The organism is Eubacterium sp. AB3007, assembly GCF_000688015.1.
Classification (GTDB): domain Bacteria; phylum Bacillota; class Clostridia; order Peptostreptococcales; family Anaerovoracaceae; genus Aminicella.
Window position 1 is genome coordinate 1,969,513 of record NZ_JIAD01000001.1, and the last position, 25,379, is coordinate 1,994,891.

A 25,379-nucleotide genomic window follows, 5' to 3' on the forward strand; every position below is an offset into this window, starting at 1 on the left:
AACACAGTATGCAATCAATGAATATTTATAGTTGGCGCCGCCACCTGCTTTTTGCTCCACTTGACAAATCCTTTTGATCTCCTCATAATAACGGTATTGACGACTAAAGTGTACAGCAATCCAAAAAGTGGATGATAGAAAAGATAGAGGAATAGATGTATGAAAAATCTTGTGAAGAACCTGAAACCATACTGGCACTGGATCATTGTGCTGGTGTTGGTGCTCAGCCTCCAGGCTTATAGCGATCTGGCACTGCCTGCGTACACCCAGGACATCATCGATGTGGGGATCCAGAACAAGGGGATCGAACATATCATACCAGAGAAAATCCAGGCGCAGGACTATGAGTCTGCAACGGTGTTTATGACAGAAGATGAGAAGACCACCTGGGAGAAAGCGTTCGATGCCAAAGCGACACATGGGGTCTACGCCCGCCGGAGCATGTCGGAGGAGGCGCTGGATGCCGCGGACAAAGCCCTGCTGGTGCCTCTGGTGATGACCTTCCGCGCAGCCCACGCAGAGGACCTGCAGGATGCGGCCGCGGCTGACCATGCTTCCGGCGCGGCCGCGACACCTGGCGGCGGCGACACCGACCCTGCCGCCGCCCGCACTCAGATGCAGAAGGTGATCGATACGGTGGGGGACAAGACCCTGAAGGCCATGGGCGTTGCCTACGCCGCCGAGTGCGATGCACGGGCGGGCGTCGACGTGGATGCCCGCCAGACCCGGTACCTGTGGATTGCCGGAGCCAAGATGGGACTAATGGCTCTGCTCATGTTCCTGTCCGCAGGGGTGGCAGCGCTGATCGCCTCCCGGGTAGGGGCCGGTGTCGGCCGGGATCTGAGGAGAAAGCTTTATCGTAACGTGATGGCCTTTTCTGACGGGGAGATGAGCCGGTTCCAGACAGCCTCGCTGATCACCCGTGCCACCAACGACGTACAGCAGGTGCAGATGGTAAGCACCATGATGCTCCGCATGGTGCTCTTCTCACCGATCATGGGTCTGTGGGGGATCATCAAGGTGGCCCATACCGGTGCTGACATGGGATACATCGTGGCACTGGCAGTGCTGATGATCATCGCTTTGGTGGGGCTCCTGATGGCAGTGACAATGCCAAAATTCCGGATCATGCAGACTTTGATCGATGGGGTGAACCTGGTGGCAAGGGAGATCCTGACGGGGTTGTCTGTGATCCGCGCCTTTACCAGAGAGAAGGAAGAGCAGGAGCGTTTTGACAAGGCCAACACAGAGCTAATGAAGACACAGCTGTTCACCTCTCGGGTCATGGCGCTGATGCAGCCCTCCATGCAGCTGATCATGTTCGGCCTGACTGTGGTCATCACCTGGGCCTCGGCCAGTCGCATCGATGACGGAACTCTGCAGGTGGGGGCGATGACCGCCTTCATCACCTATTCCATTATGATCGTCATGTCCTTCCTGATGCTCACCGTCATGTCCATCCTCCTGCCTAGAGCCGGGGTGGCGGCAGACCGTATCCAGGAGGTGATTCAGACAGTGCCTGCCATCCAGGAACCGACGGAGGTGACACACATTCGGGAGCATACAGGAACAGTGCGGTTTGAACACGTGAGTTTCCGGTATCCAGACGCAGATATGGATATCATCAAGGATATCGATTTTGAGGCCAGACCTGGAGAGACCACCGCCATTATCGGGAGCACCGGATGCGGGAAGAGTTCGCTAGTGCACCTGATCCCCAGGTTCTACGACGTTTCCGCAGGACGCGTCCTGATCGATGGAGTGGATGTGAGAGAGCTCCCACTGGAGGAGCTGCGAAGGTGCGTGGGCTTTGTGCCTCAGAAGGGCGTGTTGTTCTCCGGGACCATCGCCAGTAACCTCCGGTTCGGGGATTCGGATGCCAGCGAGGAGGAACTGAAGAGGGCGGCAGAGATCGCACAGGCGGACGGCTTTGTGCAGGAGAAGGAGAAGGGATACGACAGTGCCATCGCTCAGGGCGGCAGCAACGTGTCCGGCGGACAGAAGCAGCGGCTGGCCATCGCACGGGCAATCGCACGGAAACCGGAGATCCTCATCTTCGATGACAGTTTCTCGGCGCTGGATATGAAGACAGACGCGGCGCTCAGACGGGCGCTGGCGGAGGAACTCAGTGGGACCACCCGGATCATCGTTGCCCAGAGGATCAGCACGATCCTCCATGCGGAGCAGATCCTGGTGATGGACGAGGGAAGGATCGTGGGGCAGGGTACCCATGAGGAATTGATGAGAAGCTGCAGGGTGTACCGTGAGATCGCGGACTCGCAGCTGTCGAGTATGGAACTGGAGGCGATGTAAATGAAAGAGGATAGACAGATAAGGACATCGCGTCCCAGAGGAGGCGGCCACGGGCGAGGACTGGCGCCAGGGGAGAAGCCGCAGAACCTGCGAAAGGCGATCGCGGATATCGTGCGCTACATGGGTGGATACCGGTTGGTGGTGGTGCTTGTCATGCTGTTGGCGGCGGCATCTACCGTATTTCAGGTCATCGGGCCGAAGGTGATGGGGATGGCCACCACCGAGATCGCAGAGGGTCTCATGCGGAAGATCACTGGGAGCGGAGGGATCGCTTTTGATGTGATCGCCAGGATCCTATTCATCACCATGGCGCTCTATGTGGCCAGCTCTGTGTTCTCGTTTCTGCAGAACTTCATCATGAGTACTGTGACGCAGAGGATCAGCTACAACCTGCGGCGAGATATCGCGGACAAGATCGATCGACTGCCCATGGAGTATTTTGAGAGCCGGCCATATGGAGATGTACTTTCCCGCATCACCAACGATGTGGATACGTTGGGGACAGGCCTGAATCAGAGCATCACCCAGATCATCACGGCGGTATGTACGGTGGCAGGCGTCATTCTTATGATGCTGTCCATCTCTCCACTTATGACGGGAATCGCCGTGCTGCTGGTACCGGTGTCGGCCGGGCTCATGGCGCTGCTGGTGCGGTTCTCACAGCCCCACTTTCAGGCGCAGCAAAAGTACCTGGGGAAGATCAACGGGCAGGTAGAGGAGAATTTTGCCGGGCAGCAGGTCATCAAGGCCTTCAGCAAGGAACAGGATATGATCGACAGTTTTGAGGAGGTCAACGACGTCCTGTACAGGTCCGCCTGGAAATCCCAGGCCTTTTCCGGTATCATGATGCCGCTGATGATGTTTGTGGGCAACCTGGCTTATGCAGGGGTGGCCATCTCCGGGGGAATGCTGGCGATCCGGCGTGTCATCGGAATTGGCGATATCCAGGCATTCATTCAGTACGTAAAGAACCTGTCCCAGCCGATCTCTCAGGTGGCACAGGTGATGAACCAGGTGCAGTCCATGGCGGCCGCGTCGGAGAGGGTCTTCGCCTTCCTTGGAGAAGCGGAGGAGGAGATCGAGCCGGAGCACAAAGCAAGCCTGACTGATGTCAGGGGCGCCATTGGGTTCGATCATGTGCGCTTTGGATATGACCCGGAGCATCCCGTGATTCGGGACTTCAGCGTGGACGTGGCACCTGGGCAGAAGATCGCCATCGTGGGGCCTACCGGGGCCGGCAAGACCACCATCGTGAAGCTGCTGATGCGTTTCTACGACGTGGATGCAGGGAGCATCACGCTGGACGGAGTGGATATCCGTCGGTTTGACCGGCACGAACTTCGGGAGAGTTTTGGGATGGTGCTCCAGGAGACCTGGCTTTTCTCTGGGAGCATCATGGAGAACATTCGTTATGGAAATCCGGAAGCCTCGGATGAAGAGGTGATTCGGGCCGCAAAGGCCGCCAGGGTGGATCATTTCATCCGGACACTGCCCGGCGGATATGATATGATCCTGAACGAGAATGCAGATAACGTTTCCCAGGGGCAGAAGCAGCTCCTGACCATTGCGCGAGCTATCCTGGCGGACAACCGGGTGATGATCCTGGACGAAGCGACTTCCTCCGTGGATACTCGCACGGAGGAACAGATCCAACAGGCCATGGACACATTGATGGAGGGGCGGACCAGTTTTGTCATCGCACACCGGCTCTCTACTATCCGCAATGCGGACAGGATCCTCGTGATGAACCAGGGCGACATCATTGAACAGGGCACACACCAGGAACTGCTAGAGGCGAAGGGCTTCTACGCGGATATGTATAACGCCCAGTTTGATGATACGCAAAGCACGGCCGCTGTGAAAAAATAGTTCACAAGACCAGGGGATTAGAGTATAATGGAAAATAGAAGAGCAGAAACGGTTGCTCTGGAAACGGAGGTCTGAGAAAATGAAGAAATTGCTGACCATCAGTCGGGAATACGGAAGTGGAGGACGCCTCATCGGTGGAATCGTCGCAGAGAAGCTCGGAGTGCCACTGTATGACAAGCAGTTGATCGATATCGCATGCGAGAAGAGTGGACTCTCCAGAGAGATCATCGAGCAGGCTGAACTTAGGGCCAAGAGCAGTTTCTCCTACACGCTTTCGTCAGTCATGGGTCTGGGAGAGGGGGTTGCCGGGGAGGGCATCTCCATGAACGAGAAGCTCTTTCTTACCCAGTTCGACATCATCGAGCAGATCGGAGAACTCGGTGAGGGCGTGATCGTCGGCCGGTGCGCGGACTATATCCTGAAGGATATCCCGGATGTGACGAACGTATTCATCTATGCGGAGCTTCCGGAGAGGATCAAACGCTGTGTAGAGATCTACGGGGATGATCCGGACGAGGTCAAGAAGAAGATCCAGACTTATGACAAGGCCAGAGGCAACTATTATAATTACCACACCTGCCAGAAGTGGGGGGATTTTAGAAACTACAACCTGAGTATCAATACCAGTTATATTTCCGAGGAAGCAGCAGCGGACCTCATCGTGGAGTTCGTCAAGACGAGGAATTATGGTGTAAGGGAGGGAAATCATGAGTAAGATGAGTAAGAACAGTGCGGATCTGGGACGCCGCAAGACATCGACGGCAGCCAAGGTTGCGATCGCTGTGCTGGGGGTCGGCTTTGTGACAGGGATGACCCTGGTGATCGGAATGGATCAGGTCATGAAGAAAATCTTTGTCAATGAGGAGTGGCCGAACGAAGAATGGTCTGGCGACGACTGGGCAGGCGAAGATCTGGAATAGTATACAGAAAAGGGATGTCCATCTTGGGACATCCCTTTTTCTTACATTAGACCGGTCAGCCAGTCCATCAGGGGGCAGAAGGCGATGGGCAGGAAGATGGCGGGGGTGTAGTTCATGACCTTCAGGTCGGTGGCCTTCAGCAGGTTCAGCCCAAGTGCCACGATCAGGAGGGAGCCGGCGCAGGTCATTTCGTTGATGACAGCGGTGCTGAGCATGGGGGCTACAGCGGCGGCCACAAGGAAGATGCCGCCCTCCAGCAGCAGGACGGTGCCTGCAGAAAACAGGACGCCGAACCCTAGCGAGGCGGCGATCATGATGGAACTGAAGCCATCCATAACTGTTTTGGTGTAAAGAAGAGAGTTGTCTCCCTTCAGTGCGGCGTTCATGGGACCCACGATGGTCATGGCTCCGACGCAGAACAGCAGACTGGAGGTGATGAAGGCCTGGGCAAAGGTCGAGTTCTCGTTGCCGCCATCGAACTTCGCTTCGATCTTCTTGGAGAACCGGTTGAACCGGCCGTCGATATCCAGTCCCTGGCCGATCATGGCGCCGATGACGATGGAGAGTACCAGCACCAGTGTCTGTTCTCCCTTCAGCATGCCTGACACGCCGATGAATATTGAGATCAGGCCCATTCCTTTCAGGATAGTGTCGCCCCAGCTATCAGGGATGGCCTTCTTGGCGATCAGGCCGATGGTGCTGCCCAGCAGCACAGATATGGTATTTGCGATGACTCCGATCATGTCGTTTCCCTCCGTTGGTTCAATGTGAATAATCTATCACGTTTTTGGGGTTTTGTAAAGACGAGAGGATATTACACACAGACAATGCATATTTTGTGTGTATGCAGGCGGTTTTCCAAAGCAAGAACTATGGAAAACCGCTGTTTTATGTGCAAGAAATGATCGAAATATCAGGATATGTTTGCTGTAGACAAAAAAATATACATAAATTTGTGATTATATGTTGACAATGAATAAGGAGGAGGGTATAATTATCGATAATTTCAAGTAAATACTTATAACTATTTCAAAACTGCATCTTATTAATAAGCAGAAGGAGGAAAAAGGCATGGCACAGTTTTCCACACTCGACATCATTATCGTCATCTGTTATCTGGCGATGCTCGTATGCGTCGGAATCTGGACGGCGCGAAAGGCCAAGACCACAGAGGATTTCATGGTGGCAGGGAGAAGTATCGGGATCTGGAGGTTTACAGCAGCGATGGCTGCCTGCGTGATCGGTGGTTCACTGACCATGGGCAGTTCCACCCTGGCGTATAACTTCGGAGTAGGAGCGATCTGGCTTGGAGGTGTATGCGCGGCAAGCATATTCCTCTTGAGTCTCTTTCTGAGAACCAAGTTGACCAACATGAGAATTCTCAGTGCCGCGGAAGGCTTCGGTGTATTTTACGGTCCCTATGCGAGAGTGTTGAGTGCGGTCGTCATGATGATCTATCTCTTTATGGTCGCCGTAGTACAGGTGGTCGCGGCCGGCACCATCATGAACGTCATGTTCGGTCTGTCCACGCAGGTGTCCATGCTGATCGGCGGTGTGGTGGTATTGGCCTATGTGGTCATCGGCGGTATGTGGGCAGTGACCTACACCGACATCATCCAGTTCCTGATCATGACACTGGGGATCATCGTGCTTTGTCCAGCCATGGCCATCCACAGCGTGGGAGGAATCGGTGCTCTGGCAGAGGCGGTCCCTGCGACTCATCTGAATCTGGGGAACCTGGGCGCGGCGAAGATCGTGGCCTACATCTTCCTGTATCTACCTGGCTTTCTGGTTGGACAGGATATATGGCAGCGAGCATTTACGGCCAAGAGTCCCAAGATCGCCAGAAGGGGAACAGCTCTGGCGGCGCTGTATATCTTCCTGTATACCGTAGCACTGATCATTATTGGGCTCTGTCTGGTGGTCACCATCCCGGATCTGGAGAATCCTGACCTGGCTTTCGCCACTGCAACCACCACTTTCACCCCGATGGGGATCAGAGGCGTGCTTTTGGCAGCCGCTCTGGCCGCCGTCATGTCCACCGCTTCCAGCGAGATCATGGGTACGGCTACCGTCGCCTTCAATGATCTAGTAGCCAACGCCAAGCCCGGAATCCCGGAAAAGCAGGGGATCATGATCACCCGGTGCATTGCCATCGTTGTAGGACTGCTGGCCATCGTGTGTGCTCTGTGGATCCAGAGTGTGCTGGTAGCGCTGGACGTAGCCTATGCGTTTATCTCCGGCTGTATCTTTATTCCGCTTGTGTTCGCCTTCCTGATGAAGCAGGTGAGTGCGAGAGCCGGACTCCTGTCCCTTCTGGGCAGTTTCCTCACCGTCGTGGCATTCATGGCGAAGGACGGCCTTTCGGCCACCACCCCGATCATGTACGGCATGCTGGTCAGCGCAGTGATCTTCTTCCTGGTCAACGCGATCGACAAGAAGAAACACACTGTGGAGATCCAGGAAGACGGGACCGTCTATATCGACGGTGTCAAGCAGGAACGTAAGCCTATGAAGTCGACCGAGGTTATGGTCGGAAAGAACATGACAGCAGAGAAAGCATAATCATCATCACGGGGAGGTAAGAATGGCAAAAGTTATACTCGATGAGAGTCGGTGCAAGGGGTGCTACCTTTGCTCCAGCGTATGTCCCAGGGACGTTTTGATCCCGTCCACAAAGCTGGGAGCGAAGGGTTTTGAGATCGTACAGATCGACGAGAGCAAGGAGTGCATAGGCTGTGGTGCATGTTACAAGATGTGCCCGGATTATTGCCTGGAGATCGTGGACGAAGGAGGGCAGCAGTGATGGCAAAGGTACTGATGAAGGGAAACGAAGCATTGGCGGAGTCCTGTCTGCGCGCCGGATGCCGGTTTTTCAGCGGGTATCCCATCACGCCGCAGTCAGAGATCCTGGAATATCTCTGCTGGCGCATGGACGAGGTCGGAGGAGACTGCGTGCAAACGGAGTCGGAACTGGCAGGTGTCAATATGCTGCTGGGCGCTTCTGCCGGCGGTATGAGGGCGTTGACCACCACTTCGGGACCGGGGTTCTCACTGAAGCAGGAGGGGATCTCCTACCTGTGCGGCAGTGATCTGCCGGCCGTCATCGTGGATGTTCAGCGGATTGGCTGCGCTCTGGGAGATATCTTTATGGGGCAGGGCGATTACTGGCAGTTGACTCGCGGCGGTGGACACGGAGATTACAGAACCATCGTGCTGGCGCCTGCCAGCGTGCAGGAGAGTGTGGATCTGGCCTATGGGGCTTTTGATCTGGCAGAGAAGTACAGACATCCGGTGCTCATTGCCACCGACGCCACCATCGGACAGATGATCGAGCCGGTGGAGTTGCCGGAGATGAAGGAGCACGACGTAGACAGCTGTGACTGGGCCCTCCATCCAAGAAAGGAAGGAGAGCCCCAGAGGGCCATCTGGAACCGCTACTGGGACTGGGAAGATGGAGGACACAAGTATCCTGCCTACATCCTGGACAAGTATGGAAGGATGGAACAGGAACAGCGTTGGGAGGAAGTGCAGACAGAGGACGCAGAGATCGTCATGGTGGCCTACGGTACCAGTTCTCGTGTGGCCAAGTCGGCGCTGCAGCGTGCCCGGAAGGAGGGACTGAAGGTTGGCCTTCTGCGTCCTATCACATTGTGGCCATTCCCGAAGAAGGGTTTCGATCAGCTGGGAGACCAGGTGAAAGCCTTCCTGGATATCGAAATGAACATCCTGGGTCAGATGCGGGATGACGTGATCCTGGCCGATGGAAACCGCCATCCGGTGGAATTCTACGGAGAATACTGGGACAATATCAATGAACTTAAGATCGTTGAGAAACTAAAGGAAATGGCAGAGAAGTATTGAGGAGGGACTGCAGATGAATTACACCATTCCAAAAGATATCGATATGACACAGCAGGCCTCCTGGTGTCCGGGCTGCGGACACGGGATCATCTGCCGTCTCATCGCAGAAGCAGCGGAGGAACTGGGGGTCAGTGACCGAATCCTCACGGCGGACGATGTCGCCTGTGGACAGTTCGGCCAGTTCGCTCTGAAGTACAACACCGTCATGGGAGCGCATGGCAGGACTATCGTCACAGCAGCGGGGTTGAAACATGCCCGGCCAGATGCGCTGGTCATCGCTCGCCCAGGCGATGGCTCTGCCTACAGCATTGGCATCGAGTCCACGCTGTATAGCGCCATCCGAAACGAGAATATCCTGGCCATCGTTATCAATAACAGTGTGTTTGGAATGACTGGCGGGCAGATGTCGCCTACGACTCTCCCGGGAATGAAGACCGCCACATCTCCCTTTGGACGGGACGAGAAGAAAAACGGGAGCATGGTGGACATCACCAAGATCCTGGGGCAGACAGATATGGCATACCTGGCCAGATGCACCGTGAATACACCGGCCAACACGGAGAAAACCAAGAAGGCTATCAAGAAGGCCCTGCAGAAGCAAATGAACGGAGAAGGGTTCTGCCTGATCGACGTGCTCAGCATGTGCCCCACCAACTGGAAGATGTCTGAAGTGGATGCCTGTGCATTCATCAAGGATACACAAAGCAAATATCTCCCGCTCGGGGAGTTTATCGACAAGGGAGGTGACCTATGATGGAAGTGATCTGTTCCGGAATCGGCGGACAGGGCGTGCTGGTCGCCGGCATGATCCTGGCGGACATCGCCATGGAAGAAGGGAAGAATGTCTCCTGGTATCCCTCCTATGGATTTGAGATGAGAGGCGGCGCAGCGAACTGTGAACTGAAGATTGGGGAGAAGGAACTGCAGAGTCCGTATTGTCTGGAACCGGACATTCTCCTGACTATGAGTGAATCCGCCATCGACACATTTGAAGAGAGACTGAAGCCCGGCGGGGTGCTCCTTGTGAATAGCTCCCTGGTGAGTGAGGACAGGAAGTATCGCCCGGACATTCAAGTGTTCCGGATCCCGGCTACTGCCATCGCCAAGGAACTGAATAATCCACACGGCACCAATATCATCATGTTGGGAGCCTTGGCGGGAGCATCGGATCTGTACGATACAGCCCATGTGAAAGCAGGGATGGAGCACTACTTTGAAAAGAAGGGGAAGAACAACCCGAAGAATGCTTTGTGCTTCGACAAGGGGGCGGAGGCTGCGACAGCCCAGCGATAACTGGAGAGAACATACAACGAGTAGATTGGAGCATAGGTTATGGAAGAGAAAACACTGCCTTTACAGGGCGTCAAGGTCGTAGAGATGGGGACAGTGGTGGCGGCGCCCACCACGGCGCGGATGCTTTGTGCTTATGGGGCGGAGGTCATCAAGGTGGAGGGTATCGATGGAGATGTGATGCGTCTGGCAGGGACGCACGAGTTCACGCCATATGAGGATGATCTGAACCCACTGTTTACCATCCACAACAGCAACAAGAGATTCGTCTCACTGAATTTCAAGACAGAGGAGGGCAAGAAGGTCCTTCTGGAGCTTATAGGCCAGGCGGATGTGTTCATCACCAACATCAGGGAGAAATCTCTGATCAGGAACGGTCTGGATTATGACACCCTGAAAGAGACCAATCCGGGGCTGATCTACGCGCTGTTCTCCGGCTACGGGCCAAAGGGTCCGGCCGCCAATGACCCCGGGTTCGACATCAGCTGTTTCTGGATGCGCTCTGGCCCCATCGCAGACTGGAGCGAGGAGGGGGCCTTCCCTCTGCTGCCTACCTACGCGTTTGGGGATATGGCTACCAGTTCAGCCTTTCTGTCGGGGATCCTGATGGCGCTCTATGGACGATCTCAGACCGGAAAGGGGACCAAGGTGGACATCTCTCTCTTCGCCAACGGAATCTGGTGCAACGCCATCGGTGTGGTTCAGACTCAGTTCGAGAGGCAGTATCTGAACCCACATCCGCTGCGGCCCAGTGACCCCTTCAACACCGTATATAAGTGCAAAGATGGCCGTTGGATCGGTGTATACTGCAATGAGTATGTGCAGGACAAGGAGAAAATCGCGAAACTGTACGGTATCGAGGAGATCGTGGACGATCCGCGTTACGAGGATATCGAGACCATGCAGAAGACCGGATCCATCGAAGAGATCATCCGGCGGTGCAACGAGATTTTTCTTACAAAGACTGCGGAAGAATGGAGAGAGATCTTCAGCGCAAACAGTGTGGCCTGTGAGATCATGCAGAACGCAAAGGATGTCTGCAAGGATCCTCAGGCGATCGAGAATGGGTATATGGTGCCGGTGGAGTTTCCTGATGCGGCACATACCAGGGTGATGATGCCCTCACCTCCGGTATCCTTCAGCGACTATGGACGCCGTGACTATGCACCAACCGGTACGATCGGCGAGGATACGGATCAGATCCTGACGGAGTTGGGCTATGAGGCGGAGGAAATACAGGCTATGAAAGAGCATGGGGCCGTTCGATAAAGGGAGGGAGGAAAGCACCATGAAGCACAGATTCATTGCAAAGAGATATTGGAAGGATCAGAGTACTGCCATGGGGCAGTCGGATGTCATGGCAAAGATGTTCGATGATGTCATCGACCTCTCCCTGGGGGATCCGGATCTGACAACGGATCACCGGATCATCGAGGCGGCTTTCCGGGATGCTAAGGCTGGACATACCAAGTATACGGACTTTCGGGGAGATCCTGAATTGCGGCAGGCCATCGTGGATTTCTACAAAGAAGAATACGATATGACAGTGGCAGATGAAGAGATCTTTGTGTCCGCGTCCGGCTGCCTGGCGATGTATCTGGTGATGGAGGCGATCCTGGACGATGGGGACGAGGTGATCCTGCAGGCTCCGTACTTCACCCCCTATCCACAGCAGGTGGAGCTGGCCAGAGGGATCCCTGTGGAACTTCCTACCTATGAAGAGGAGGACTTTCAGATCGATGTGGACCGGCTGGAGGGTCTGATCAACGAACGCACCAAGGCTCTGGTCATCAATTCTCCAAGTAACCCGACAGGAAACTGTCTCACGGTGGAAACCATGGAGAAGATCGCAGCGGTGGCCGAGAAGTATGACCTGATCGTGGTGGCGGATGACATCTATACCGCCTTCAGCTACCAGAACCCCTTCGTTCCTTTCGCATCTCTGCCGGGAATGCAGGAACGGACCATCGTTATCAACTCCTTCTCCAAGAACTTCACCATGACCGGTTGGCGTGTGGGCAACATCATCGCCCCGCGGTACATCATCCAGATCATTCAGCAGATCAATGAGAATGTGGTGTTCACGGCGCCTTCCATCTCTCAGCGTGCCGGTATCTATGCCCTGCGGCACAGGGCAGAGGTCCAGCCGTCTATGGTAGAAGAATACAGAAAGAGAATGTTCTATGCTGCGGAACGGATCACAGATATCCCCGGGATCAGTGTCATCAATCCACCGAAGGGTAGTTTCTATCTATTTATTAATATCAAAGAGACAGGGCTTTCCAGTGTGGAGGCGGCGGATATGTTCCTGAAGAAAGCGCATGTCCTCACCCTGCCCGGAAATGCCTTTGGGGAGTGCGGCGAAGGGTACCTACGCATTGCCTGTACCGTCGGAGTGGACACTCTGAAGGAGGCGTTCGACAGGATCGAGGCAGCGCTGCGGTAGGGCGATGCACAAAGCAAGATGCTACAGGGAGAGAGGGCCTCTCCCTGTATTGACTATTTTCCCGCTACGATGGAGAATCCATCAAACTGATATTGCCGCATAGTGGGCGGATCCTGAAAGTAGCCGTACTTCTCATCCTGCAGGGGCTCTCCTTCTGCCGTGCCGTCCCGGACTGCCGTGAGAGCGTCCCGGATCTCGGTGATAGCGGCTTTGTCTGTGACAAAATCGTTGTGAGACACGTAGATCGCCCGCATGTCGGGGCAACGGAAGCGTACCTTGTCCAAGGAGTCGATGTAATCCTGGATGTCGGAGTGTCCCATCACCTCATTGTCGAACTGGACATAGATCGCACCGAAGTAGATCATGTCCCCGGCGAAGAGGATGCCAAACCTGTGATCGAAGAGCATGGCGTGGTCCTCGGTGTGTCCCGGTGTGTTGATGAATTCCACATCCCGTTCTCCCAGGTGGAAAATCTGGCCATCCTGACAGATCCTGTAGCGATAGGGACGAACGCAGTAGTTGGACGGAACGAATCCCTCAGGATATCCCTGCAGGAACATGTCTTCGTCAGACTGGTTGGCCAGAGGGGCGCAGGGCACGCCGCGGGCCGCTTGTTTCTCCGCCACGGGATCTGCCGCGCCCCAGACCTGACCGAAGCGCCAGTTGTTGCCGGTGTGGTCAAAGTGACAGTGGCAGTTCACCACCTCCAGGGTGCTGAAGTAACTGCCTCCCTCTTTCCCGTGCAGTTCGTCCTCCCGGGCACAAAGTTCTTCGACCAGAGGGCGGATATCGCAGATCCCCATACCAGAATCCATCATCAGCACCTTCTCCTCTCCGAAAATCAGGAATACGTTCACCTCCTGCAGGTGCTGCGGTTCACAGATGGCGATGACGTGGCCGGGAAGCTGGTATACCTGAAACCAGTCCCGGTGGTTCTCGACCTGCAGTTTCTGGTATTTACTATAGTACGGACGTTCCTGGTCCGGATTTCTCCATTTCATGCTGTTCTCCTTGTTTACTTTCTTGTTTTTTGAGTATATAATCATTATAAGCAAAATCATACCGAAAGAGCAAGGAGGAATCAAAAATGTTAGAAATGTATAGATGCTCACACTGCGGAAACATCGTGATCATGGCATACAAGACCGGTGTTCCTATCGTATGTTGCGGCGAGCCCATGGAACTGCTGAAGGCCAACACGGAAGAGGCTGCTTTTGAGAAGCACATTCCAGCCTGCGTTCTGGAGGACGGCAAGGTTACCGTCAAGGTCGGCGAGGTAGAGCACCCCATGACGGAGGAACACTACATCGGCAGCATCTTGCTGGAAACAGAGCATGCTCTGCAGGTGAAGTGGCTGAAGCCCACAGACAAGCCGGAGGCAGTCTTTGCGATCACACCGGATGACAAGCCGGTAGCCGCTTATGAGTACTGCACGCTCCACGGACTGTGGAAGGCAGATCTGTAAACAGGATCCCCTGTTGGATAGTAACCTCTGCGTTTATGGCGCAGAGGTTTTTAATTTTCTGAAAAATTTTTACTTTGCTAAAGTTTTTGTCCAATTGGCGCTGTGAAAAAGTATGTGTACGCCCGAATGCGTGTAAATATATACGACATATAGTGATTGAAATACCAATGTTTCTACCTCGTATAGATGGTGAAAAATAGTTGGGTGTATGACCAGAGAAATTTCGAAAAAACCCTTGCATTCTTGCGCTTTTTCATATATACTAAAAAGGCTTGCGTTAGGCGTTGAAGCGGGAAGTTGCTGAGCTATCAGGTAATTTCCGTGGAGAATAGTCCCCGCTGGACGGGGGCGGAGGGCCTGCTGATTTTATTTCGTGCAATCCGATATGGAAACGCACGGCGGCGTGTCGCAAGTGGGCAAACAGCCCGAACGTTGAAAAATCAATGGGCGGCCCTTGTACGAGAATAGCGATAACAGTACTAAACATCAAATGGAGGAAAAAATGAGCGAATTACAGAAGATCAGAATCAAACTGAAGGCTTATGATCACGCAATGCTGGATCAGTCAGCGGCCAAGATCGTTGAGACAGCCAAGAAGACCGGCGCAGATGTATCCGGACCGATTCCTCTCCCCACCGAGAAGGAAGTCACCACCATCATCCGTGCAGTCCATAAGTACAAGGACAGCAGAGAGCAGTTCGAGCAGAGGACTCACAAGAGACTCATCGACATCACCAACGCGACTCTGCAGACGATTGACGCGCTCACCAAGCTGGATATGCCGGCTGGCGTGTACATCGAGATCAAACAGTAAGGGAATTCCCCTTAAGTATGTGAGACATGATGCCCTCCGCAAGGAGCGGGTCAGTGGTTCACCAATGCAAAGAATGGAGGAAAAACTATATGAAGGCAATTTTAGGAAAGAAAGTCGGGATGACCCAGATTTTCGCAGAATCAGGCGCTGTGATTCCTGTGACTGTCATCGAAGCAGGTCCTGAGGTAGTCACTCAGATCAAGACTGTCGAGACAGATGGATACGAAGCCGTACAGGTAGGCTTTGAGGATCAGAAGCCGCAGAGAGTGAACAAGCCGATGACCGGCCACTTTGAGAAGAGCGGCACCTCCCCCAAGAAGTATCTGACAGAGTTCAGACCAGAAGAGGGAGAGACCTATGAGCTGGGACAGGTGATCACCGTTGCTGATTTCGAAGAAGGAAAGAAGCTGGACATCACTGGTGTTTCCAAGGGTAAGGGAACTCAGGGTAACATCAAGAGACACGGACACCACAGAGGCCCCATGAGCCACGGTTCCAAGCACAAGAGACTGGCCGGCGCTCTGGCAGGTGCGACTTATCCATCCAGAGTATTCCCGGGCAACGCAGGTCCGGGCCGCATGGGCAGAGATACCGTGACAGTTCAGAACGTAGAACTCGTGAAGATCGACACTGACAGAAATCTGATGCTGGTCAAGGGCGCTGTTCCGGGAGGAAGAGGAAGCCTGGTCAAGATCAGATACGCTGTCAAGGGTCAGGACAAATAATCAGACTGAGGAAAGGAGGAAGCGTAAATGGCAACAATTACAATGCTCAACATGGCCGGACAGGAAGCTGGCACCATCGAGCTGAAGGATGAAATTTTTGGCATCGAGCCAAACGAGAACGCGGTTCACGACGTAGTGAAGAACTACCTGGCTAACCAGAGACAGGGTACTCAGTCTGCTAAGACAAGAGGCGAAGTCAGAGGGGGCGGACGGAAGCCTTTCAGACAGAAGGGGACAGGCCGCCACAGACAGGGATCTAGCACAGACCCGTCGCAGATTGGAGGCGGTGTGGTATTCGCACCCAAGCCGAGAGATTACAGCTATTCCGTACCTAAGAAGGTCAAGAGACTGGCGATGCTGTCAGCTCTCTCTGCCAAGGTAGCAGATGGCGAGATGATCGTTCTGGACGAGCTGAAGATGGAAGCTCCTAAGACCAAGGAGATGGTCGCTACACTGGCCAACATCAAGGCTGGCAAGAAGCCGCTGATCATCACCGCCGCTAAGGATGAGAACGTTGTGAAGTCCGCAGCAAACATCCCTGGCGTAAGAACAGCGCTGGTAGGCACCATGAACGTATATGAGATCGTAAACCACGACAGCTTCATCGTCACCAAGGAAGCAATCGAAAAGATCGAGGAGGTGTACTTATAATGAGATCCGCATACGACGTAGTCATCAGACCGATCATCAGTGAGCAGTCCATGGACAAGGCCGCTGAGAAGAAGTACACATTCAAGGTCGCCGTCGACGCGAACAAGACCGAGGTCAAGAACGCGATCGAAGAGATCTTTGATGTCGAGGTCGAGAAAGTCAATATCATGAATGTCAATGGTAAAGTCAAGAGAATGGGAAGAAACGTTGGTAGAACCGCTGCTTACAAGAAGGCGATAGTGACCCTGACAGAGGGCAGCAAGGAAATCGAGTTCTTCGCAAATCTGTAAAATAGGAGGTCGACTGTAATGGGAATCAGAAAATATAATCCGACTTCCCCGGGTCTGAGAGGAATGACGGTTTCCACTTTTGAGGAGATCACCAAGAAGACCCCGGAGAAATCGCTGACAACAAGCCTCAAGAAGCACTCCGGAAGAAATTCCAGAGGAAAGATCACCGTCAGACATAGAGGTGGCGGTGCCAGAAGAAGATACAGGATCATTGATTTCAAGAGAAACAAGGACGGCATCGCAGGTAAGGTTGCTGCCATCGAATATGATCCGAACAGAAGTGCTAACATCGCACTGATCGTCTACGCAGACGGTGAGAAGAGATACATCATCGCTCCGGAAGGACTGAAGGTAGGAAACGTGATCTACTCTGGTCCTGACTGCGATATCCAGGTCGGAAACACACTGCCTATCGCCAACATCCCGGTCGGTACTATCATCCACAACATCGAGATGAAGCCGGGCAAGGGCGCACAGCTGGTAAGATCCGCTGGAAACGGCGCACAGCTGATGGCGAAGGAAGACAAGTACGCACAGGTCAGACTGCCGTCTGGAGAAGTCAGAAAGATCCTGATGGTCTGCAGAGCTACCATCGGTGAGGTCGGAAATGCCGATCACTCCAACATCTCCATCGGTAAGGCCGGACGTAAGCGTCACATGGGATTCAGACCAACTGTCAGAGGTTCCGTCATGAACCCGAACGACCATCCTCACGGTGGTGGAGAGGGCAAGGCCCCGGTTGGTCGTAAGAGCCCGGTTACTCCTTGGGGTAAGCCTGCTCTCGGTTACAAGACCAGAAAGAAGAACAAAGCTTCTGACAAGTATATCGTAAAGAGAAGAAATGTGAAATAAGGAAGGAGCAACTAAATGAGCAGATCAGTAAAGAAAGGCCCTTTCGTAGAAGCTAAGCTGCTGAAGAGAATCGAAGAAATGAACGCGGCAAACGAGAAGAAGGTAGTGCAGACATGGTCCAGAGCATCCACTATTTTCCCGCAGTTCGTAGGACACACGATCGCTGTTCACGACGGCAGAAAGCATGTTCCTGTGTACATCACAGAGGATATGGTAGGACATAAGCTGGGCGAGTTTGCTCCTACCAGAACCTACAGAGGTCATGCTGCTGACAAGAAGACTAAGAGATAAGAAAGGGAGATAGAATAATGGAAGCAAGAGCAATTGCAAAATACGTCAGAATGTCTCCTTCCAAGCTGAAGCCTGTTACAGATCTCGTAAGAGGCAAGGATCTGAATGAGGCACTGACTATCCTCAAGTTCACCCCTGGAAAGGGTGCTGAAATCGTAGAAAAGGTCGTTGCATCAGCAGCCGCTAACGCTGAAAACAATTTCGACCTGAACCCGGATAATTTATACGTTGCAGAGATCTATGCCAACCAGGGACCGACCATGAAGAGATGGAGAGCCGGTGCACAGGGTAGAGCATCGATGATTCTTAAGAGATCAAGCCATGTAGCTGTCACTCTTAAAGAGAAGGAAGACTAAGGAGGTTCATTGAATGGGTCAGAAAGTAAGCCCCCACGGGTTAAGAGTAGGCGTAATCAAGGACTGGAATTCTAAATGGTACGCAGGAAAAGAAAATTTCGCAGATTTTCTTGCAGAAGATAATAAGGTCAGAACATTCATCAAGAAGACCCTGTACGGCGCAGGCGTCTCCAAGATCCTGATCGAGAGAGCTGCAGAAAACAAGATGACCATCACCGTTCTTACCGCAAGACCGGGCATGGTAATCGGCAGATCTGGTGCCGGCATCGACGACCTCAAGAAAAAGCTTGAGAAGATGACAGGCAAAGAGATCCGCATCAACATCGAAGAGATCAGAAGAAGCGAGCTGGACGCACAGCTGACCGCTGAGAGCGTTGCAGACGCACTGGAGCACAGAGTGTCCTTCCGTAGAGCCATGAAGCAGGCCATCGGCAGAACCATGAAAGCCAACGCAAAGGGCATCAAGATCCTCTGCTCCGGAAGACTGGGCGGCGCAGAGATCGCCAGAAGCGAGAAATACAGCGAGGGTAATGTTCCTCTGCATACGCTGAGAGCCGACATCGATTACGGTTTTGCTGAGGCAGACACGACTTACGGCAAGATCGGTGTCAAAGTCTGGATCAATCACGGCGAAGTCCTGGACAAGGGCCTGAAGAGCCCGATCCGCGAGGAGAAGCGTGACAGAAGAGACAGAAAAGGCAGAAGAGACGGCGACAGAAGAAGAGGCGGAAGAAGAAACGACAGAAGAAACGACAACCGCCGCGAGATTCCAAAGGCAGTCAATCCGAGAATGAGAAAGGCTCCGAAGGAAGAACCTAAGACCGCAGAGGCGCAGGCTCCTGCAGCAGAGACACAGGAATAAGCAATAGTGAAAGGAGGAACTACCCATGTTGATGCCAAAGCGCGTTAAGCATAGAAGAGTTCATAGAGGTAGAATGAAGGGTAAGGCTACCAAGGGTAACAAGGTTACCTACGGTGCATATGGTCTTGTCGCCACAGAGTGCGGCTGGATCACTTCCAATCAGATCGAGGCTGCCAGAATCGCTATGACGAGATACACCAAGAGAGGCGGCAAAGTTTTCATCAAGATCTTCCCACACAAGTCAGTCACCAAGAAGCCGGCTGAAGTCCGTATGGGATCCGGTAAAGGTGCTCCTGAGTACTGGGTAGCCGTTGTGAAACCCGGCAGAGTGATGTTCGAGATCGACGGTGTCAGCGAGACCGTGGCCAGAGAGGCAATGCGTCTTGCCAGCCACAAGCTGCCGGTCAAGACAGAGTTCGTTGTCAAGGGCAATGAAAAGGTAAAGGAAGGTGAAGCGTAATGGATCTGAACAAGATGAGAGAGATGACAGATGTTGAGCTCAACGCTGAACTGGACAAGATGAAGAAGGAACTTTTCAATCTGAGATTCCAGCATGTCACAGGGCAGCTCGAGAATCCTGTCAAGATGAGAGAAGTCAAGAGAAATATTGCCAGAGTCAAGACGATCATCAGAGAGAAGGAACTTGACAAGGTTCAGGCTTAATCAGAAAGGAGGATGTAAGATGGCTGACGTAAGAAACAGAAGAAAAGTCAAAGTCGGTGTCGTTGTCAGCGACAAGATGGATAAGACTGTCGTAGTTGCAATCGAAGACTTCGTAAGACATTCTCTTTATGGAAAAGCAGTAAAGAGGACCAAGAAGGTCAAGGCTCATGATGAGAACAACGAGTGCAACATCGGAGATAAAGTAAGAATTATGGAGACAAGACCTCTGTCCAAGGACAAGAGATGGAGACTTGTCGGAATCGTAGAGAAAGCTAAGTAAGGAGGCGCCAGATCATGATTCAGACAGAAACAAGATTAAAAGTGGCTGACAACTCGGGCGCAAAAGAGCTCCTTTGCATCCGCATCCTGGGCGGAACCAGCCGTCAGTATGCGAACATCGGAGACGTCATCGTCTGCACGGTCAAGGATGCTACTCCGGGCGGCGTTGTCAAGAAGGGTCAGGTTGTCAAGGCAGTAGTGGTCAGAACCAAGAAGGGCGCCAGAAGAGCAGATGGAAGCTACGTCAAGTTCGACCAGAATGCTGCAGTAATCATCAAGGATAGAAACGATAAAACCCCGGTTGGAACACGTATCTTCGGACCTGTAGCCAGAGAGCTCAGAGAGAAGGGATTCATGAAGATCGTGTCTCTGGCTCCGGAAGTACTGTAGGAGGTGTAACGAATGCGTATTAAAAAAGATGATATGGTAATCGTTATTACCGGAAAAGACAAGGGCAAGGTTGGCAAGGTCCTGAAGGCCATGCCGAAGGAAAACAGAGTGATCGTAGAGGGCGTCAACGTCCAGACCAAGCACCAGAAGCAGACCCAGAGAGAGCGCGCTGAGATCAAGCACGTTGAGGGACCCATCGATGCTTCCAACGTGATGTTCTACGACGACAAAGCAAAGCAGCCGGTCAAGATCGGTTATGAGGTCAAGGATGGCCGGAAGGTCAGAGTTAACCGCAAGACCGGAAACGTAATCGACTAGGAAAGGAGGAGAAGGTTTTGGCAACAAGATTAAAGGAAACTTACGATAAAGAAGTATTCAAGGCGCTGATGGACAAGTTCCATTATTCCAACGTCATGGAAGTTCCAAAGCTGACCAAGGTCACCCTGAACATGGGACTGGGCGAAGCCAAGGAAAACGCAAAGATTCTGGAGTCTGCTGTTGAGGAGATCGCACTGATCACCGGACAGAGACCTGTCATCACCAAGGCGAAGAAGTCCATCGCGAACTTCAAGGTCAGACAGGGTATGCCGGTAGGCGCAAAGGTTACCCTCAGAGGCGACAACATGTATGACTTTGTCGACAAACTGTTCAACGTTTCTCTTCCTCGTGTAAGAGACTTCAAAGGTGTCAGCAGAAATTCCTTCGACGGGAGAGGCAACTACTCCATGGGTCTGAAGGAGCAGCTGATCTTCCCTGAGATCAACTACGATGATGTTGATACTATCAAGGGAATGAATATCGTATTCACTACAACGGCGAAGACCGACGAGGAAGCACAGGCGCTTCTGGAGTTGCTGGGCATGCCGTTTGAGAAGTAGCAGGAGGTTGAAATGGCAAAGACATCTCTTAAAGTAAAACAGCAGAGAAAGCCTAAGTATGCGACTCGTGCTTACACGAGATGCAGCATCTGCGGGAGACCGCACTCTGTGCTGAAGAAGTATGGAATCTGCCGTATCTGCTTCAGAGAGCTGGCATACAAGGGAGAGATCCCGGGCGTTCGTAAGGCTAGCTGGTAAAATACATAGAAATAAGCTTTGTGCAAGTGGGAGCAATTGGCCGTAAACCGCCACGAGGCGGAGCCTCTGCGGTTCTGGCCGAGGACCTACCAGCCATTTCCCTTCGGGAAATGGGGTCAGGTCTCTCATACTACACAAGAAGGGAGTATACAGACATGACAATGACAGATCCGATTGCGGATATGCTGACAAGAATCAGAAACGCGAACTCTGTTGGTCACGAGACAGTTGAGTTCCCTGCATCCAAGATGAAGAAGGCGATCGTTGAGATCCTGAAGGATGAGGGATACATCACTGACTACGAGGTCAAAGATGACAGCGTGCAGGGCAGCATCAAGGTAACACTGAAATACGGTGCTGGCAAAGAAAGAGTTATCACTGGTATCAAGAAGATTTCCAAGCCGGGCCTGAAGGTCTATGCAAAGGCAAACGACGTACCGAGAGTTCTGGGCGGACTGGGTATCGCAATCATCTCCACATCCAACGGGATCGTAAGCGACAAGAAAGCCAGAGAGCTGGGCGTTGGCGGCGAAGTAATCTGTTATGTATGGTAGGAGGTAGAATATGTCCAGAATAGGAAATAAAACAATCGCACTTCCTGCCGGCGTTGAGGTTAAGGTAGATGACAAGAATCTGGTGACAGTTAAGGGCCCCAAGGGCGAGCTGACACAGCAGATCGATCCGAGGATCAAGGTTGCCGTTGAGGGCACCGAGGTCGTCGTGACCAGACCCACTGACAACAGAACAGACAGAGCGCAGCACGGTCTGTCCAGAACCCTGATCTTCAACATGGTGAAGGGCGTTACTGACGGGTATGAGAAGAAGTTGCAGATCATCGGCGTTGGTTACAGAGCCGAGAAGAAAGGCAACAAGCTCGTCATGAACCTGGGATTCTCTCATCCGGTCGAGATGGAAGATCCGGAAGGAATCACCACCGAAGCACCCGATGCCAACACAGTCGTGGTCAAGGGCGTCGACAAAGCCCTGGTCGGTAACTACGCAGCCGTGATCAGAGCCTGGAGAAAGCCGGAGCCTTACAAGGGCAAGGGTATCCGTTATGAGGGCGAGCACGTACGTAGAAAAGAAGGAAAGACCGGAGCCAAGTAAGAAAGGGGTGAAGTAAGATGGCAAAAGAAAGCAGAAACGACAGACGTCTGAAGAGACACGCCAGAGTCAGAAAGAACCTGATCGGAACTCCCGAAAGACCAAGGCTGTGCGTTTTCAGATCAAACAAGAATATCTCCTGTCAGATCATTGACGACGAGAGTCACAAGACTTTAGTTGCCGCTTCTTCCCTGGAGAAAGATCTCAAGGCCGAGATCGGATATGGTGGAAACAAGGAAGCAGCAAGAAAGGTCGGCGAAGCAGTAGCTAAGAGAGCACTGGAGAAGGGCATCGAGGAAGTGGCCTTCGACAGAGGCGGATTCCTGTATCACGGAAGAGTGAAGGAACTGGCTGAGGGTGCTCGCGAAGGCGGATTGAAATTCTAACAGGAGGAGATATAATGCGTAATATTATGGATACTTCCAAGCTGGAGCTGACAGAAACCATTGTTAACATCAGACGTGTTGCCAAGACCGTAAAGGGAGGCAGAAACATGAGATTCTCCGTGACTGTCGTCGTTGGAGACCATGAGGGTCACGTTGGTGTAGGTCTCGGCAAGGCGATCGAGATCCCCGAGGCTGTCAGAAAAGCAACGGAAGATGCTAAGAAGAATCTGATCTACGTTCCTACCGTTGGAACTACGATCCCACATAAGAACATCGGTGTGTTTGGCGCAGGAAGAGTGATCCTGATGCCGGCTCCTCAGGGAACCGGAGTGATCGCTGGTGCTTCCGCTCGTACAGTACTGGAAGCGGCAGGCATCAAGGACATCAGAGCCAAGTCCGTTGGTTCTAACAACGCCGGAAACATCGCATATGCAACACTGGAAGGTCTGAAAGGCCTGATGACTGTTGAGAAGGTTGCTAAGCTGAGAGGCAAGAGACCTGAGGAAATCTTAGGATAGGAGGAAACGCAAAATGGCCAATAAGCTCAAGATCACATTAACCAAGAGTACCATCGGCGCTTCCCCAAAGCAGAAAAAAGTCGTAGAAGCGTTAGGACTCAAGAAGATGCATCATTCAGTGGAATTAGCTGATACACCTGCAACTCGCGGTGCAGTTGACAAGGTTTCGCATCTTGTAACTGTAGAAGAACTGTAAAGAAGGAGGTGCAAAAGGTATGAAACTGCATGAATTAAAAGCGCCTGCCGGATCCACAAAGTCCCGCAAGAGAAGAGGTCGCGGAACCGCTACCGGCCAGGGTAAGACCGGCGGAAGAGGAATGAACGGCCAGAAGTCCAGGAGCGGCGGCGGCGTCAGACTCGGATTCGAGGGTGGACAGATGCCTCTGTACAGACGTCTGCCTAAGAGAGGTTTCACCAACATCTGGGGAACCAAATACACTACACTGAACGTTGAGGATCTGAACAGATTCGAAGCAGGCACTGAAGTTACACCGGAAATGCTGAAGGAACTGGGTATCGTCAAGCAGGTCGAGAATGGCGGTATCAAGATCCTTGGAAACGGAGAGCTGAAGAACAGCCTGACCGTTAAGGCTAACAAGTTCACCAAGAGTGCTGTAGAGAAGATCGAAGCTGCCGGAGGAAAGGCAGAGGTGATCTAATGGACATGTTCAAAACGATTTCCCAAGCCCTGAAGGTCAAGGAAATCAGGGGAAAGATGATTTTTACGCTGCTGATGCTGGTGGTGTTTCGGATCGGGTCAAACATCCCGGTCCCGGGCATCAACAGAGAATATCTGGCACAGATGTTCAGCGGCGACAACATGGGGCTGTTTGAGCTCTTCAACCTGTTCTCAGGCGGGGCGTTCAATAACTTCACGATCTTTGCGTTGAGTATTACACCGTACATCACCGCATCGATCATCGTACAGCTTCTGACTATCGCGTTCCCTTATTTTGAACGTCTTGCAAAGGAAGGCATGGAAGGCCGCAAAAAGATGGCCCAAATCACACGGTACATGACCATCGTACTGGCCCTGATTCAGGGCCTGGGCCTGACTGTTGGTCTCTTCAAGCAGACCATCGTAGACCAGAGCTGGTTCACGTTCATCGTGATCACACTGATCCTGACCGCAGGAACCGCGTTCCTGATGTGGCTGGGTGAGCAGATCAACGAGTACGGAATCGGAAACGGCATCTCCCTGCTGATCTTCGGCGGCATCGTCGCCAGGATCCCCAGTGGGATCGCCTCCGTGTGGAACAAGTATCAGGAAGGCACCATGAGCATCATCACACTGCTGCTGTTCGTCATCTTTGCCATCCTGGTCATCGTAGGGATCATCGAGATCCAGCAGGGAACCAGAAGAATCCCGGTGCAGTACGCCAAGAGAGTCGTAGGAAAGAAAATGTACGGTGGCCAGTCCACCCACATTCCACTGAAGGTCAATCAGGCCGGCGTAATTCCAATCATTTTCGCGCTGTCCATCCTGCAGTTCCCACTGACGATCATGTATTTCTTCCCGAACACACCGTTCTACGAGTTCTGTGAGAAATACCTGTCGCCGGGAGGAAGCCCGGGCGTATGGGTTTACGCTGTACTGAACGTACTGCTCATCATCTTCTTCAACTACTTCTACACGGCGGTCACATTCAACCCCGTAGAGGTAGCCCAGAACATGAAAGCAAACGGAGGATTCATCCCGGGTATTCGTCCGGGAAGACCTACGGTAGACTACCTGAGCAAGGTAATGTCCAGGATCTCCATCGTAGGCGCGATCTTCCTGGCAGTGATTGCAACACTGCCGACGATCATTTCGCAGTATACAGGTCTCAATGTACACTTTGGAGGAACATCTCTGCTGATCGCAGTCGGTGTTGCTCTGGATACGATGAGACAGCTTGAAAACCAGATGGTAATGCGTAATTACCAGGGATTCCTGAAGTGATAATAGGAGAAAT

The 25,379-nt window shown here is 52.8% G+C and carries 36 protein-coding genes; 34 read left to right on the forward strand and 2 right to left on the reverse strand.

Annotated features, from left to right (window positions below):
- Positions 1 to 159: 159 nt before the first annotated feature.
- From P156_RS0109350 to P156_RS0109365, 4 genes are all read left to right on the forward strand, one after another.
- A complete protein-coding gene (locus tag P156_RS0109350; RefSeq protein WP_027869879.1) occupies positions 160 to 2,313 on the forward strand; it encodes an ABC transporter ATP-binding protein in 2,154 nt (717 codons plus the stop codon).
- Positions 2,314 to 4,182 (forward strand): ABC transporter ATP-binding protein, encoded by a 1,869-nt coding sequence (locus tag P156_RS0109355; RefSeq protein WP_027869880.1) that lies wholly within the window; start codon positions 2,314 to 2,316, stop codon positions 4,180 to 4,182.
- Positions 4,183 to 4,261: 79 nt separating this feature from the next.
- Positions 4,262 to 4,897 carry an AAA family ATPase gene (locus tag P156_RS12330; RefSeq protein ID WP_034802498.1) on the forward strand — a complete coding sequence of 212 codons (636 nt, stop codon included), beginning with the start codon at positions 4,262 to 4,264 and terminating at the stop codon, positions 4,895 to 4,897.
- Positions 4,890 to 5,102, forward strand: coding sequence for a hypothetical protein (locus tag P156_RS0109365; protein WP_027869881.1), 213 nt, complete (start codon positions 4,890 to 4,892; stop codon positions 5,100 to 5,102). The genes P156_RS12330 and P156_RS0109365 overlap by 8 nt, the downstream gene beginning before the upstream one ends.
- 41 nt (positions 5,103 to 5,143) lie before the next feature.
- Here P156_RS0109365 and P156_RS0109370 read toward each other — a convergent pair whose 3' ends face one another.
- The gene (locus P156_RS0109370; protein WP_027869882.1) at positions 5,144 to 5,845 is read right to left on the reverse strand and encodes a DUF554 domain-containing protein; all 702 of its coding nucleotides are present in this window, start codon (positions 5,843 to 5,845) and stop codon (positions 5,144 to 5,146) included.
- A 328-nt stretch (positions 5,846 to 6,173) separates the two neighbouring features.
- Here P156_RS0109370 and P156_RS12335 point away from each other — a divergent pair, with 328 nt between their 5' ends.
- Genes P156_RS12335 through P156_RS0109405 form a run of 7 tightly spaced genes read left to right on the forward strand, consistent with a single transcriptional unit; the run spans position 6,174 to position 12,702 of the window.
- The gene (locus P156_RS12335; RefSeq protein ID WP_051600887.1) at positions 6,174 to 7,667 is read left to right on the forward strand and encodes a hypothetical protein; all 1,494 of its coding nucleotides are present in this window, start codon (positions 6,174 to 6,176) and stop codon (positions 7,665 to 7,667) included.
- A gap of 22 nt (positions 7,668 to 7,689) precedes the next feature.
- Positions 7,690 to 7,908: a 4Fe-4S dicluster domain-containing protein gene (locus P156_RS0109380; RefSeq protein WP_027869883.1), complete on the forward strand. Its 219-nt coding sequence runs from the start codon at positions 7,690 to 7,692 to the stop codon at positions 7,906 to 7,908.
- Positions 7,908 to 8,966, forward strand: a complete 1,059-nt coding sequence (gene vorB, locus P156_RS0109385; RefSeq protein ID WP_027869884.1) for a 3-methyl-2-oxobutanoate dehydrogenase subunit VorB — start codon at positions 7,908 to 7,910, stop codon at positions 8,964 to 8,966. Before P156_RS0109380 ends, vorB begins: the two co-directional genes overlap by 1 nt.
- A gap of 13 nt (positions 8,967 to 8,979) precedes the next feature.
- Positions 8,980 to 9,720: a thiamine pyrophosphate-dependent enzyme gene (locus P156_RS0109390; RefSeq protein WP_027869885.1), complete on the forward strand. Its 741-nt coding sequence runs from the start codon at positions 8,980 to 8,982 to the stop codon at positions 9,718 to 9,720.
- Entirely contained in the window at positions 9,717 to 10,259 is a 543-nt protein-coding gene (locus P156_RS0109395; RefSeq protein ID WP_027869886.1) for a 2-oxoacid:acceptor oxidoreductase family protein, read from the forward strand. Before P156_RS0109390 ends, P156_RS0109395 begins: the two co-directional genes overlap by 4 nt.
- A 39-nt stretch (positions 10,260 to 10,298) precedes the next feature.
- Positions 10,299 to 11,525 (forward strand): CaiB/BaiF CoA-transferase family protein, encoded by a 1,227-nt coding sequence (locus tag P156_RS0109400; protein WP_027869887.1) that lies wholly within the window; start codon positions 10,299 to 10,301, stop codon positions 11,523 to 11,525.
- Positions 11,526 to 11,544: 19 nt separating this feature from the next.
- The gene (locus tag P156_RS0109405) at positions 11,545 to 12,702 is read left to right on the forward strand and encodes a pyridoxal phosphate-dependent aminotransferase (RefSeq protein WP_027869888.1); all 1,158 of its coding nucleotides are present in this window, start codon (positions 11,545 to 11,547) and stop codon (positions 12,700 to 12,702) included.
- A gap of 53 nt (positions 12,703 to 12,755) precedes the next feature.
- Here the strand turns inward: P156_RS0109405 and P156_RS0109410 are convergent, their stop codons facing one another.
- Complete coding sequence (locus tag P156_RS0109410; protein WP_027869889.1) at positions 12,756 to 13,703, reverse strand: MBL fold metallo-hydrolase; 948 nt, start codon at positions 13,701 to 13,703, stop codon at positions 12,756 to 12,758.
- Between the two features lie 86 nt (positions 13,704 to 13,789).
- Here P156_RS0109410 and P156_RS0109415 point away from each other — a divergent pair, with 86 nt between their 5' ends.
- From P156_RS0109415 to secY, 23 genes are all read left to right on the forward strand, one after another.
- Complete coding sequence (locus tag P156_RS0109415; protein ID WP_027869890.1) at positions 13,790 to 14,167, forward strand: desulfoferrodoxin family protein; 378 nt, start codon at positions 13,790 to 13,792, stop codon at positions 14,165 to 14,167.
- Between the two features lie 502 nt (positions 14,168 to 14,669).
- Positions 14,670 to 14,981, forward strand: coding sequence for a 30S ribosomal protein S10 (gene rpsJ, locus P156_RS0109420; protein WP_027869891.1), 312 nt, complete (start codon positions 14,670 to 14,672; stop codon positions 14,979 to 14,981).
- An 89-nt stretch (positions 14,982 to 15,070) separates the two neighbouring features.
- The gene (rplC, locus tag P156_RS0109425) at positions 15,071 to 15,706 is read left to right on the forward strand and encodes a 50S ribosomal protein L3 (RefSeq protein ID WP_027869892.1); all 636 of its coding nucleotides are present in this window, start codon (positions 15,071 to 15,073) and stop codon (positions 15,704 to 15,706) included.
- 27 nt (positions 15,707 to 15,733) lie between these two features.
- The gene (rplD, locus tag P156_RS0109430) at positions 15,734 to 16,357 is read left to right on the forward strand and encodes a 50S ribosomal protein L4 (protein ID WP_027869893.1); all 624 of its coding nucleotides are present in this window, start codon (positions 15,734 to 15,736) and stop codon (positions 16,355 to 16,357) included.
- A complete protein-coding gene (gene rplW / locus P156_RS0109435) occupies positions 16,357 to 16,647 on the forward strand; it encodes a 50S ribosomal protein L23 (protein WP_027869894.1) in 291 nt (96 codons plus the stop codon). The genes rplD and rplW overlap by 1 nt, the downstream gene beginning before the upstream one ends.
- Positions 16,648 to 16,665: 18 nt before the next feature.
- Positions 16,666 to 17,499 (forward strand): 50S ribosomal protein L2, encoded by an 834-nt coding sequence (gene rplB, locus P156_RS0109440; protein ID WP_027869895.1) that lies wholly within the window; start codon positions 16,666 to 16,668, stop codon positions 17,497 to 17,499.
- Between the two features lie 15 nt (positions 17,500 to 17,514).
- Positions 17,515 to 17,790 carry a 30S ribosomal protein S19 gene (rpsS, locus tag P156_RS0109445; RefSeq protein WP_027869896.1) on the forward strand — a complete coding sequence of 92 codons (276 nt, stop codon included), beginning with the start codon at positions 17,515 to 17,517 and terminating at the stop codon, positions 17,788 to 17,790.
- Between the two features lie 17 nt (positions 17,791 to 17,807).
- Positions 17,808 to 18,146, forward strand: coding sequence for a 50S ribosomal protein L22 (gene rplV / locus P156_RS0109450; protein WP_027869897.1), 339 nt, complete (start codon positions 17,808 to 17,810; stop codon positions 18,144 to 18,146).
- A 13-nt stretch (positions 18,147 to 18,159) separates the two neighbouring features.
- A complete protein-coding gene (gene rpsC / locus P156_RS0109455; protein ID WP_027869898.1) occupies positions 18,160 to 19,008 on the forward strand; it encodes a 30S ribosomal protein S3 in 849 nt (282 codons plus the stop codon).
- Positions 19,009 to 19,033: 25 nt separating this feature from the next.
- Positions 19,034 to 19,468: a 50S ribosomal protein L16 gene (rplP, locus tag P156_RS0109460; protein ID WP_027869899.1), complete on the forward strand. Its 435-nt coding sequence runs from the start codon at positions 19,034 to 19,036 to the stop codon at positions 19,466 to 19,468.
- Positions 19,468 to 19,671, forward strand: a complete 204-nt coding sequence (gene rpmC, locus P156_RS0109465; RefSeq protein WP_027869900.1) for a 50S ribosomal protein L29 — start codon at positions 19,468 to 19,470, stop codon at positions 19,669 to 19,671. Before rplP ends, rpmC begins: the two co-directional genes overlap by 1 nt.
- Positions 19,672 to 19,690: 19 nt before the next feature.
- Positions 19,691 to 19,951 carry a 30S ribosomal protein S17 gene (gene rpsQ, locus P156_RS0109470; RefSeq protein WP_027869901.1) on the forward strand — a complete coding sequence of 87 codons (261 nt, stop codon included), beginning with the start codon at positions 19,691 to 19,693 and terminating at the stop codon, positions 19,949 to 19,951.
- Between the two features lie 14 nt (positions 19,952 to 19,965).
- On the forward strand, positions 19,966 to 20,340 hold the full coding sequence (gene rplN, locus P156_RS0109475; RefSeq protein ID WP_027869902.1) for a 50S ribosomal protein L14: 375 nt from the start codon (positions 19,966 to 19,968) through the stop codon (positions 20,338 to 20,340).
- A gap of 12 nt (positions 20,341 to 20,352) precedes the next feature.
- Positions 20,353 to 20,658, forward strand: a complete 306-nt coding sequence (rplX, locus tag P156_RS0109480) for a 50S ribosomal protein L24 (protein WP_027869903.1) — start codon at positions 20,353 to 20,355, stop codon at positions 20,656 to 20,658.
- Between the two features lie 17 nt (positions 20,659 to 20,675).
- Positions 20,676 to 21,218: a 50S ribosomal protein L5 gene (rplE, locus tag P156_RS0109485; protein WP_027869904.1), complete on the forward strand. Its 543-nt coding sequence runs from the start codon at positions 20,676 to 20,678 to the stop codon at positions 21,216 to 21,218.
- Between the two features lie 12 nt (positions 21,219 to 21,230).
- Entirely contained in the window at positions 21,231 to 21,416 is a 186-nt protein-coding gene (locus P156_RS0109490; protein ID WP_027869905.1) for a type Z 30S ribosomal protein S14, read from the forward strand.
- Positions 21,417 to 21,571: 155 nt separating this feature from the next.
- Positions 21,572 to 21,970, forward strand: coding sequence for a 30S ribosomal protein S8 (gene rpsH / locus P156_RS0109495; protein WP_027869906.1), 399 nt, complete (start codon positions 21,572 to 21,574; stop codon positions 21,968 to 21,970).
- A gap of 10 nt (positions 21,971 to 21,980) precedes the next feature.
- Entirely contained in the window at positions 21,981 to 22,523 is a 543-nt protein-coding gene (rplF, locus tag P156_RS0109500; RefSeq protein WP_027869907.1) for a 50S ribosomal protein L6, read from the forward strand.
- Between the two features lie 17 nt (positions 22,524 to 22,540).
- A complete protein-coding gene (gene rplR, locus P156_RS0109505) occupies positions 22,541 to 22,906 on the forward strand; it encodes a 50S ribosomal protein L18 (protein WP_027869908.1) in 366 nt (121 codons plus the stop codon).
- 14 nt (positions 22,907 to 22,920) lie between these two features.
- Positions 22,921 to 23,424 (forward strand): 30S ribosomal protein S5, encoded by a 504-nt coding sequence (rpsE, locus tag P156_RS0109510; protein WP_027869909.1) that lies wholly within the window; start codon positions 22,921 to 22,923, stop codon positions 23,422 to 23,424.
- A gap of 13 nt (positions 23,425 to 23,437) precedes the next feature.
- Positions 23,438 to 23,620 carry a 50S ribosomal protein L30 gene (gene rpmD / locus P156_RS0109515; protein WP_027869910.1) on the forward strand — a complete coding sequence of 61 codons (183 nt, stop codon included), beginning with the start codon at positions 23,438 to 23,440 and terminating at the stop codon, positions 23,618 to 23,620.
- Between the two features lie 19 nt (positions 23,621 to 23,639).
- A complete protein-coding gene (gene rplO, locus P156_RS0109520) occupies positions 23,640 to 24,083 on the forward strand; it encodes a 50S ribosomal protein L15 (RefSeq protein ID WP_027869911.1) in 444 nt (147 codons plus the stop codon).
- Between the two features lie 5 nt (positions 24,084 to 24,088).
- Complete coding sequence (gene secY, locus P156_RS0109525) at positions 24,089 to 25,366, forward strand: preprotein translocase subunit SecY (protein ID WP_027869912.1); 1,278 nt, start codon at positions 24,089 to 24,091, stop codon at positions 25,364 to 25,366.
- Positions 25,367 to 25,379: the final 13 nt, after the last annotated feature.

Bases quoted from the DNA above. Each gene is read 5' to 3' on its own strand.
- P156_RS0109350 (WP_027869879.1), top strand. From the start codon at position 160: ATGAAAAATCTTGTGAAGAACCTGAAACCATACTGGCACTGGATCATT.
- P156_RS0109355 (WP_027869880.1), top strand. From the start codon at position 2,314: ATGAAAGAGGATAGACAGATAAGGACATCGCGTCCCAGAGGAGGCGGC.
- P156_RS12330 (WP_034802498.1), top strand. From the start codon at position 4,262: ATGAAGAAATTGCTGACCATCAGTCGGGAATACGGAAGTGGAGGACGC.
- P156_RS0109365 (WP_027869881.1), top strand. From the start codon at position 4,890: ATGAGTAAGATGAGTAAGAACAGTGCGGATCTGGGACGCCGCAAGACA.
- P156_RS0109370 (WP_027869882.1), bottom strand. From the start codon at position 5,845: ATGATCGGAGTCATCGCAAATACCATATCTGTGCTGCTGGGCAGCACC.
- P156_RS12335 (WP_051600887.1), top strand. From the start codon at position 6,174: ATGGCACAGTTTTCCACACTCGACATCATTATCGTCATCTGTTATCTG.
- P156_RS0109380 (WP_027869883.1), top strand. From the start codon at position 7,690: ATGGCAAAAGTTATACTCGATGAGAGTCGGTGCAAGGGGTGCTACCTT.
- vorB (WP_027869884.1), top strand. From the start codon at position 7,908: ATGGCAAAGGTACTGATGAAGGGAAACGAAGCATTGGCGGAGTCCTGT.
- P156_RS0109390 (WP_027869885.1), top strand. From the start codon at position 8,980: ATGAATTACACCATTCCAAAAGATATCGATATGACACAGCAGGCCTCC.
- P156_RS0109395 (WP_027869886.1), top strand. From the start codon at position 9,717: ATGATGGAAGTGATCTGTTCCGGAATCGGCGGACAGGGCGTGCTGGTC.
- P156_RS0109400 (WP_027869887.1), top strand. From the start codon at position 10,299: ATGGAAGAGAAAACACTGCCTTTACAGGGCGTCAAGGTCGTAGAGATG.
- P156_RS0109405 (WP_027869888.1), top strand. From the start codon at position 11,545: ATGAAGCACAGATTCATTGCAAAGAGATATTGGAAGGATCAGAGTACT.
- P156_RS0109410 (WP_027869889.1), bottom strand. From the start codon at position 13,703: ATGAAATGGAGAAATCCGGACCAGGAACGTCCGTACTATAGTAAATAC.
- P156_RS0109415 (WP_027869890.1), top strand. From the start codon at position 13,790: ATGTTAGAAATGTATAGATGCTCACACTGCGGAAACATCGTGATCATG.
- rpsJ (WP_027869891.1), top strand. From the start codon at position 14,670: ATGAGCGAATTACAGAAGATCAGAATCAAACTGAAGGCTTATGATCAC.
- rplC (WP_027869892.1), top strand. From the start codon at position 15,071: ATGAAGGCAATTTTAGGAAAGAAAGTCGGGATGACCCAGATTTTCGCA.
- rplD (WP_027869893.1), top strand. From the start codon at position 15,734: ATGGCAACAATTACAATGCTCAACATGGCCGGACAGGAAGCTGGCACC.
- rplW (WP_027869894.1), top strand. From the start codon at position 16,357: ATGAGATCCGCATACGACGTAGTCATCAGACCGATCATCAGTGAGCAG.
- rplB (WP_027869895.1), top strand. From the start codon at position 16,666: ATGGGAATCAGAAAATATAATCCGACTTCCCCGGGTCTGAGAGGAATG.
- rpsS (WP_027869896.1), top strand. From the start codon at position 17,515: ATGAGCAGATCAGTAAAGAAAGGCCCTTTCGTAGAAGCTAAGCTGCTG.
- rplV (WP_027869897.1), top strand. From the start codon at position 17,808: ATGGAAGCAAGAGCAATTGCAAAATACGTCAGAATGTCTCCTTCCAAG.
- rpsC (WP_027869898.1), top strand. From the start codon at position 18,160: ATGGGTCAGAAAGTAAGCCCCCACGGGTTAAGAGTAGGCGTAATCAAG.
- rplP (WP_027869899.1), top strand. From the start codon at position 19,034: ATGTTGATGCCAAAGCGCGTTAAGCATAGAAGAGTTCATAGAGGTAGA.
- rpmC (WP_027869900.1), top strand. From the start codon at position 19,468: ATGGATCTGAACAAGATGAGAGAGATGACAGATGTTGAGCTCAACGCT.
- rpsQ (WP_027869901.1), top strand. From the start codon at position 19,691: ATGGCTGACGTAAGAAACAGAAGAAAAGTCAAAGTCGGTGTCGTTGTC.
- rplN (WP_027869902.1), top strand. From the start codon at position 19,966: ATGATTCAGACAGAAACAAGATTAAAAGTGGCTGACAACTCGGGCGCA.
- rplX (WP_027869903.1), top strand. From the start codon at position 20,353: ATGCGTATTAAAAAAGATGATATGGTAATCGTTATTACCGGAAAAGAC.
- P156_RS0109490 (WP_027869905.1), top strand. From the start codon at position 21,231: ATGGCAAAGACATCTCTTAAAGTAAAACAGCAGAGAAAGCCTAAGTAT.
- rpsH (WP_027869906.1), top strand. From the start codon at position 21,572: ATGACAATGACAGATCCGATTGCGGATATGCTGACAAGAATCAGAAAC.
- rplF (WP_027869907.1), top strand. From the start codon at position 21,981: ATGTCCAGAATAGGAAATAAAACAATCGCACTTCCTGCCGGCGTTGAG.
- rplR (WP_027869908.1), top strand. From the start codon at position 22,541: ATGGCAAAAGAAAGCAGAAACGACAGACGTCTGAAGAGACACGCCAGA.
- rpsE (WP_027869909.1), top strand. From the start codon at position 22,921: ATGCGTAATATTATGGATACTTCCAAGCTGGAGCTGACAGAAACCATT.
- rpmD (WP_027869910.1), top strand. From the start codon at position 23,438: ATGGCCAATAAGCTCAAGATCACATTAACCAAGAGTACCATCGGCGCT.
- rplO (WP_027869911.1), top strand. From the start codon at position 23,640: ATGAAACTGCATGAATTAAAAGCGCCTGCCGGATCCACAAAGTCCCGC.
- secY (WP_027869912.1), top strand. From the start codon at position 24,089: ATGTTCAAAACGATTTCCCAAGCCCTGAAGGTCAAGGAAATCAGGGGA.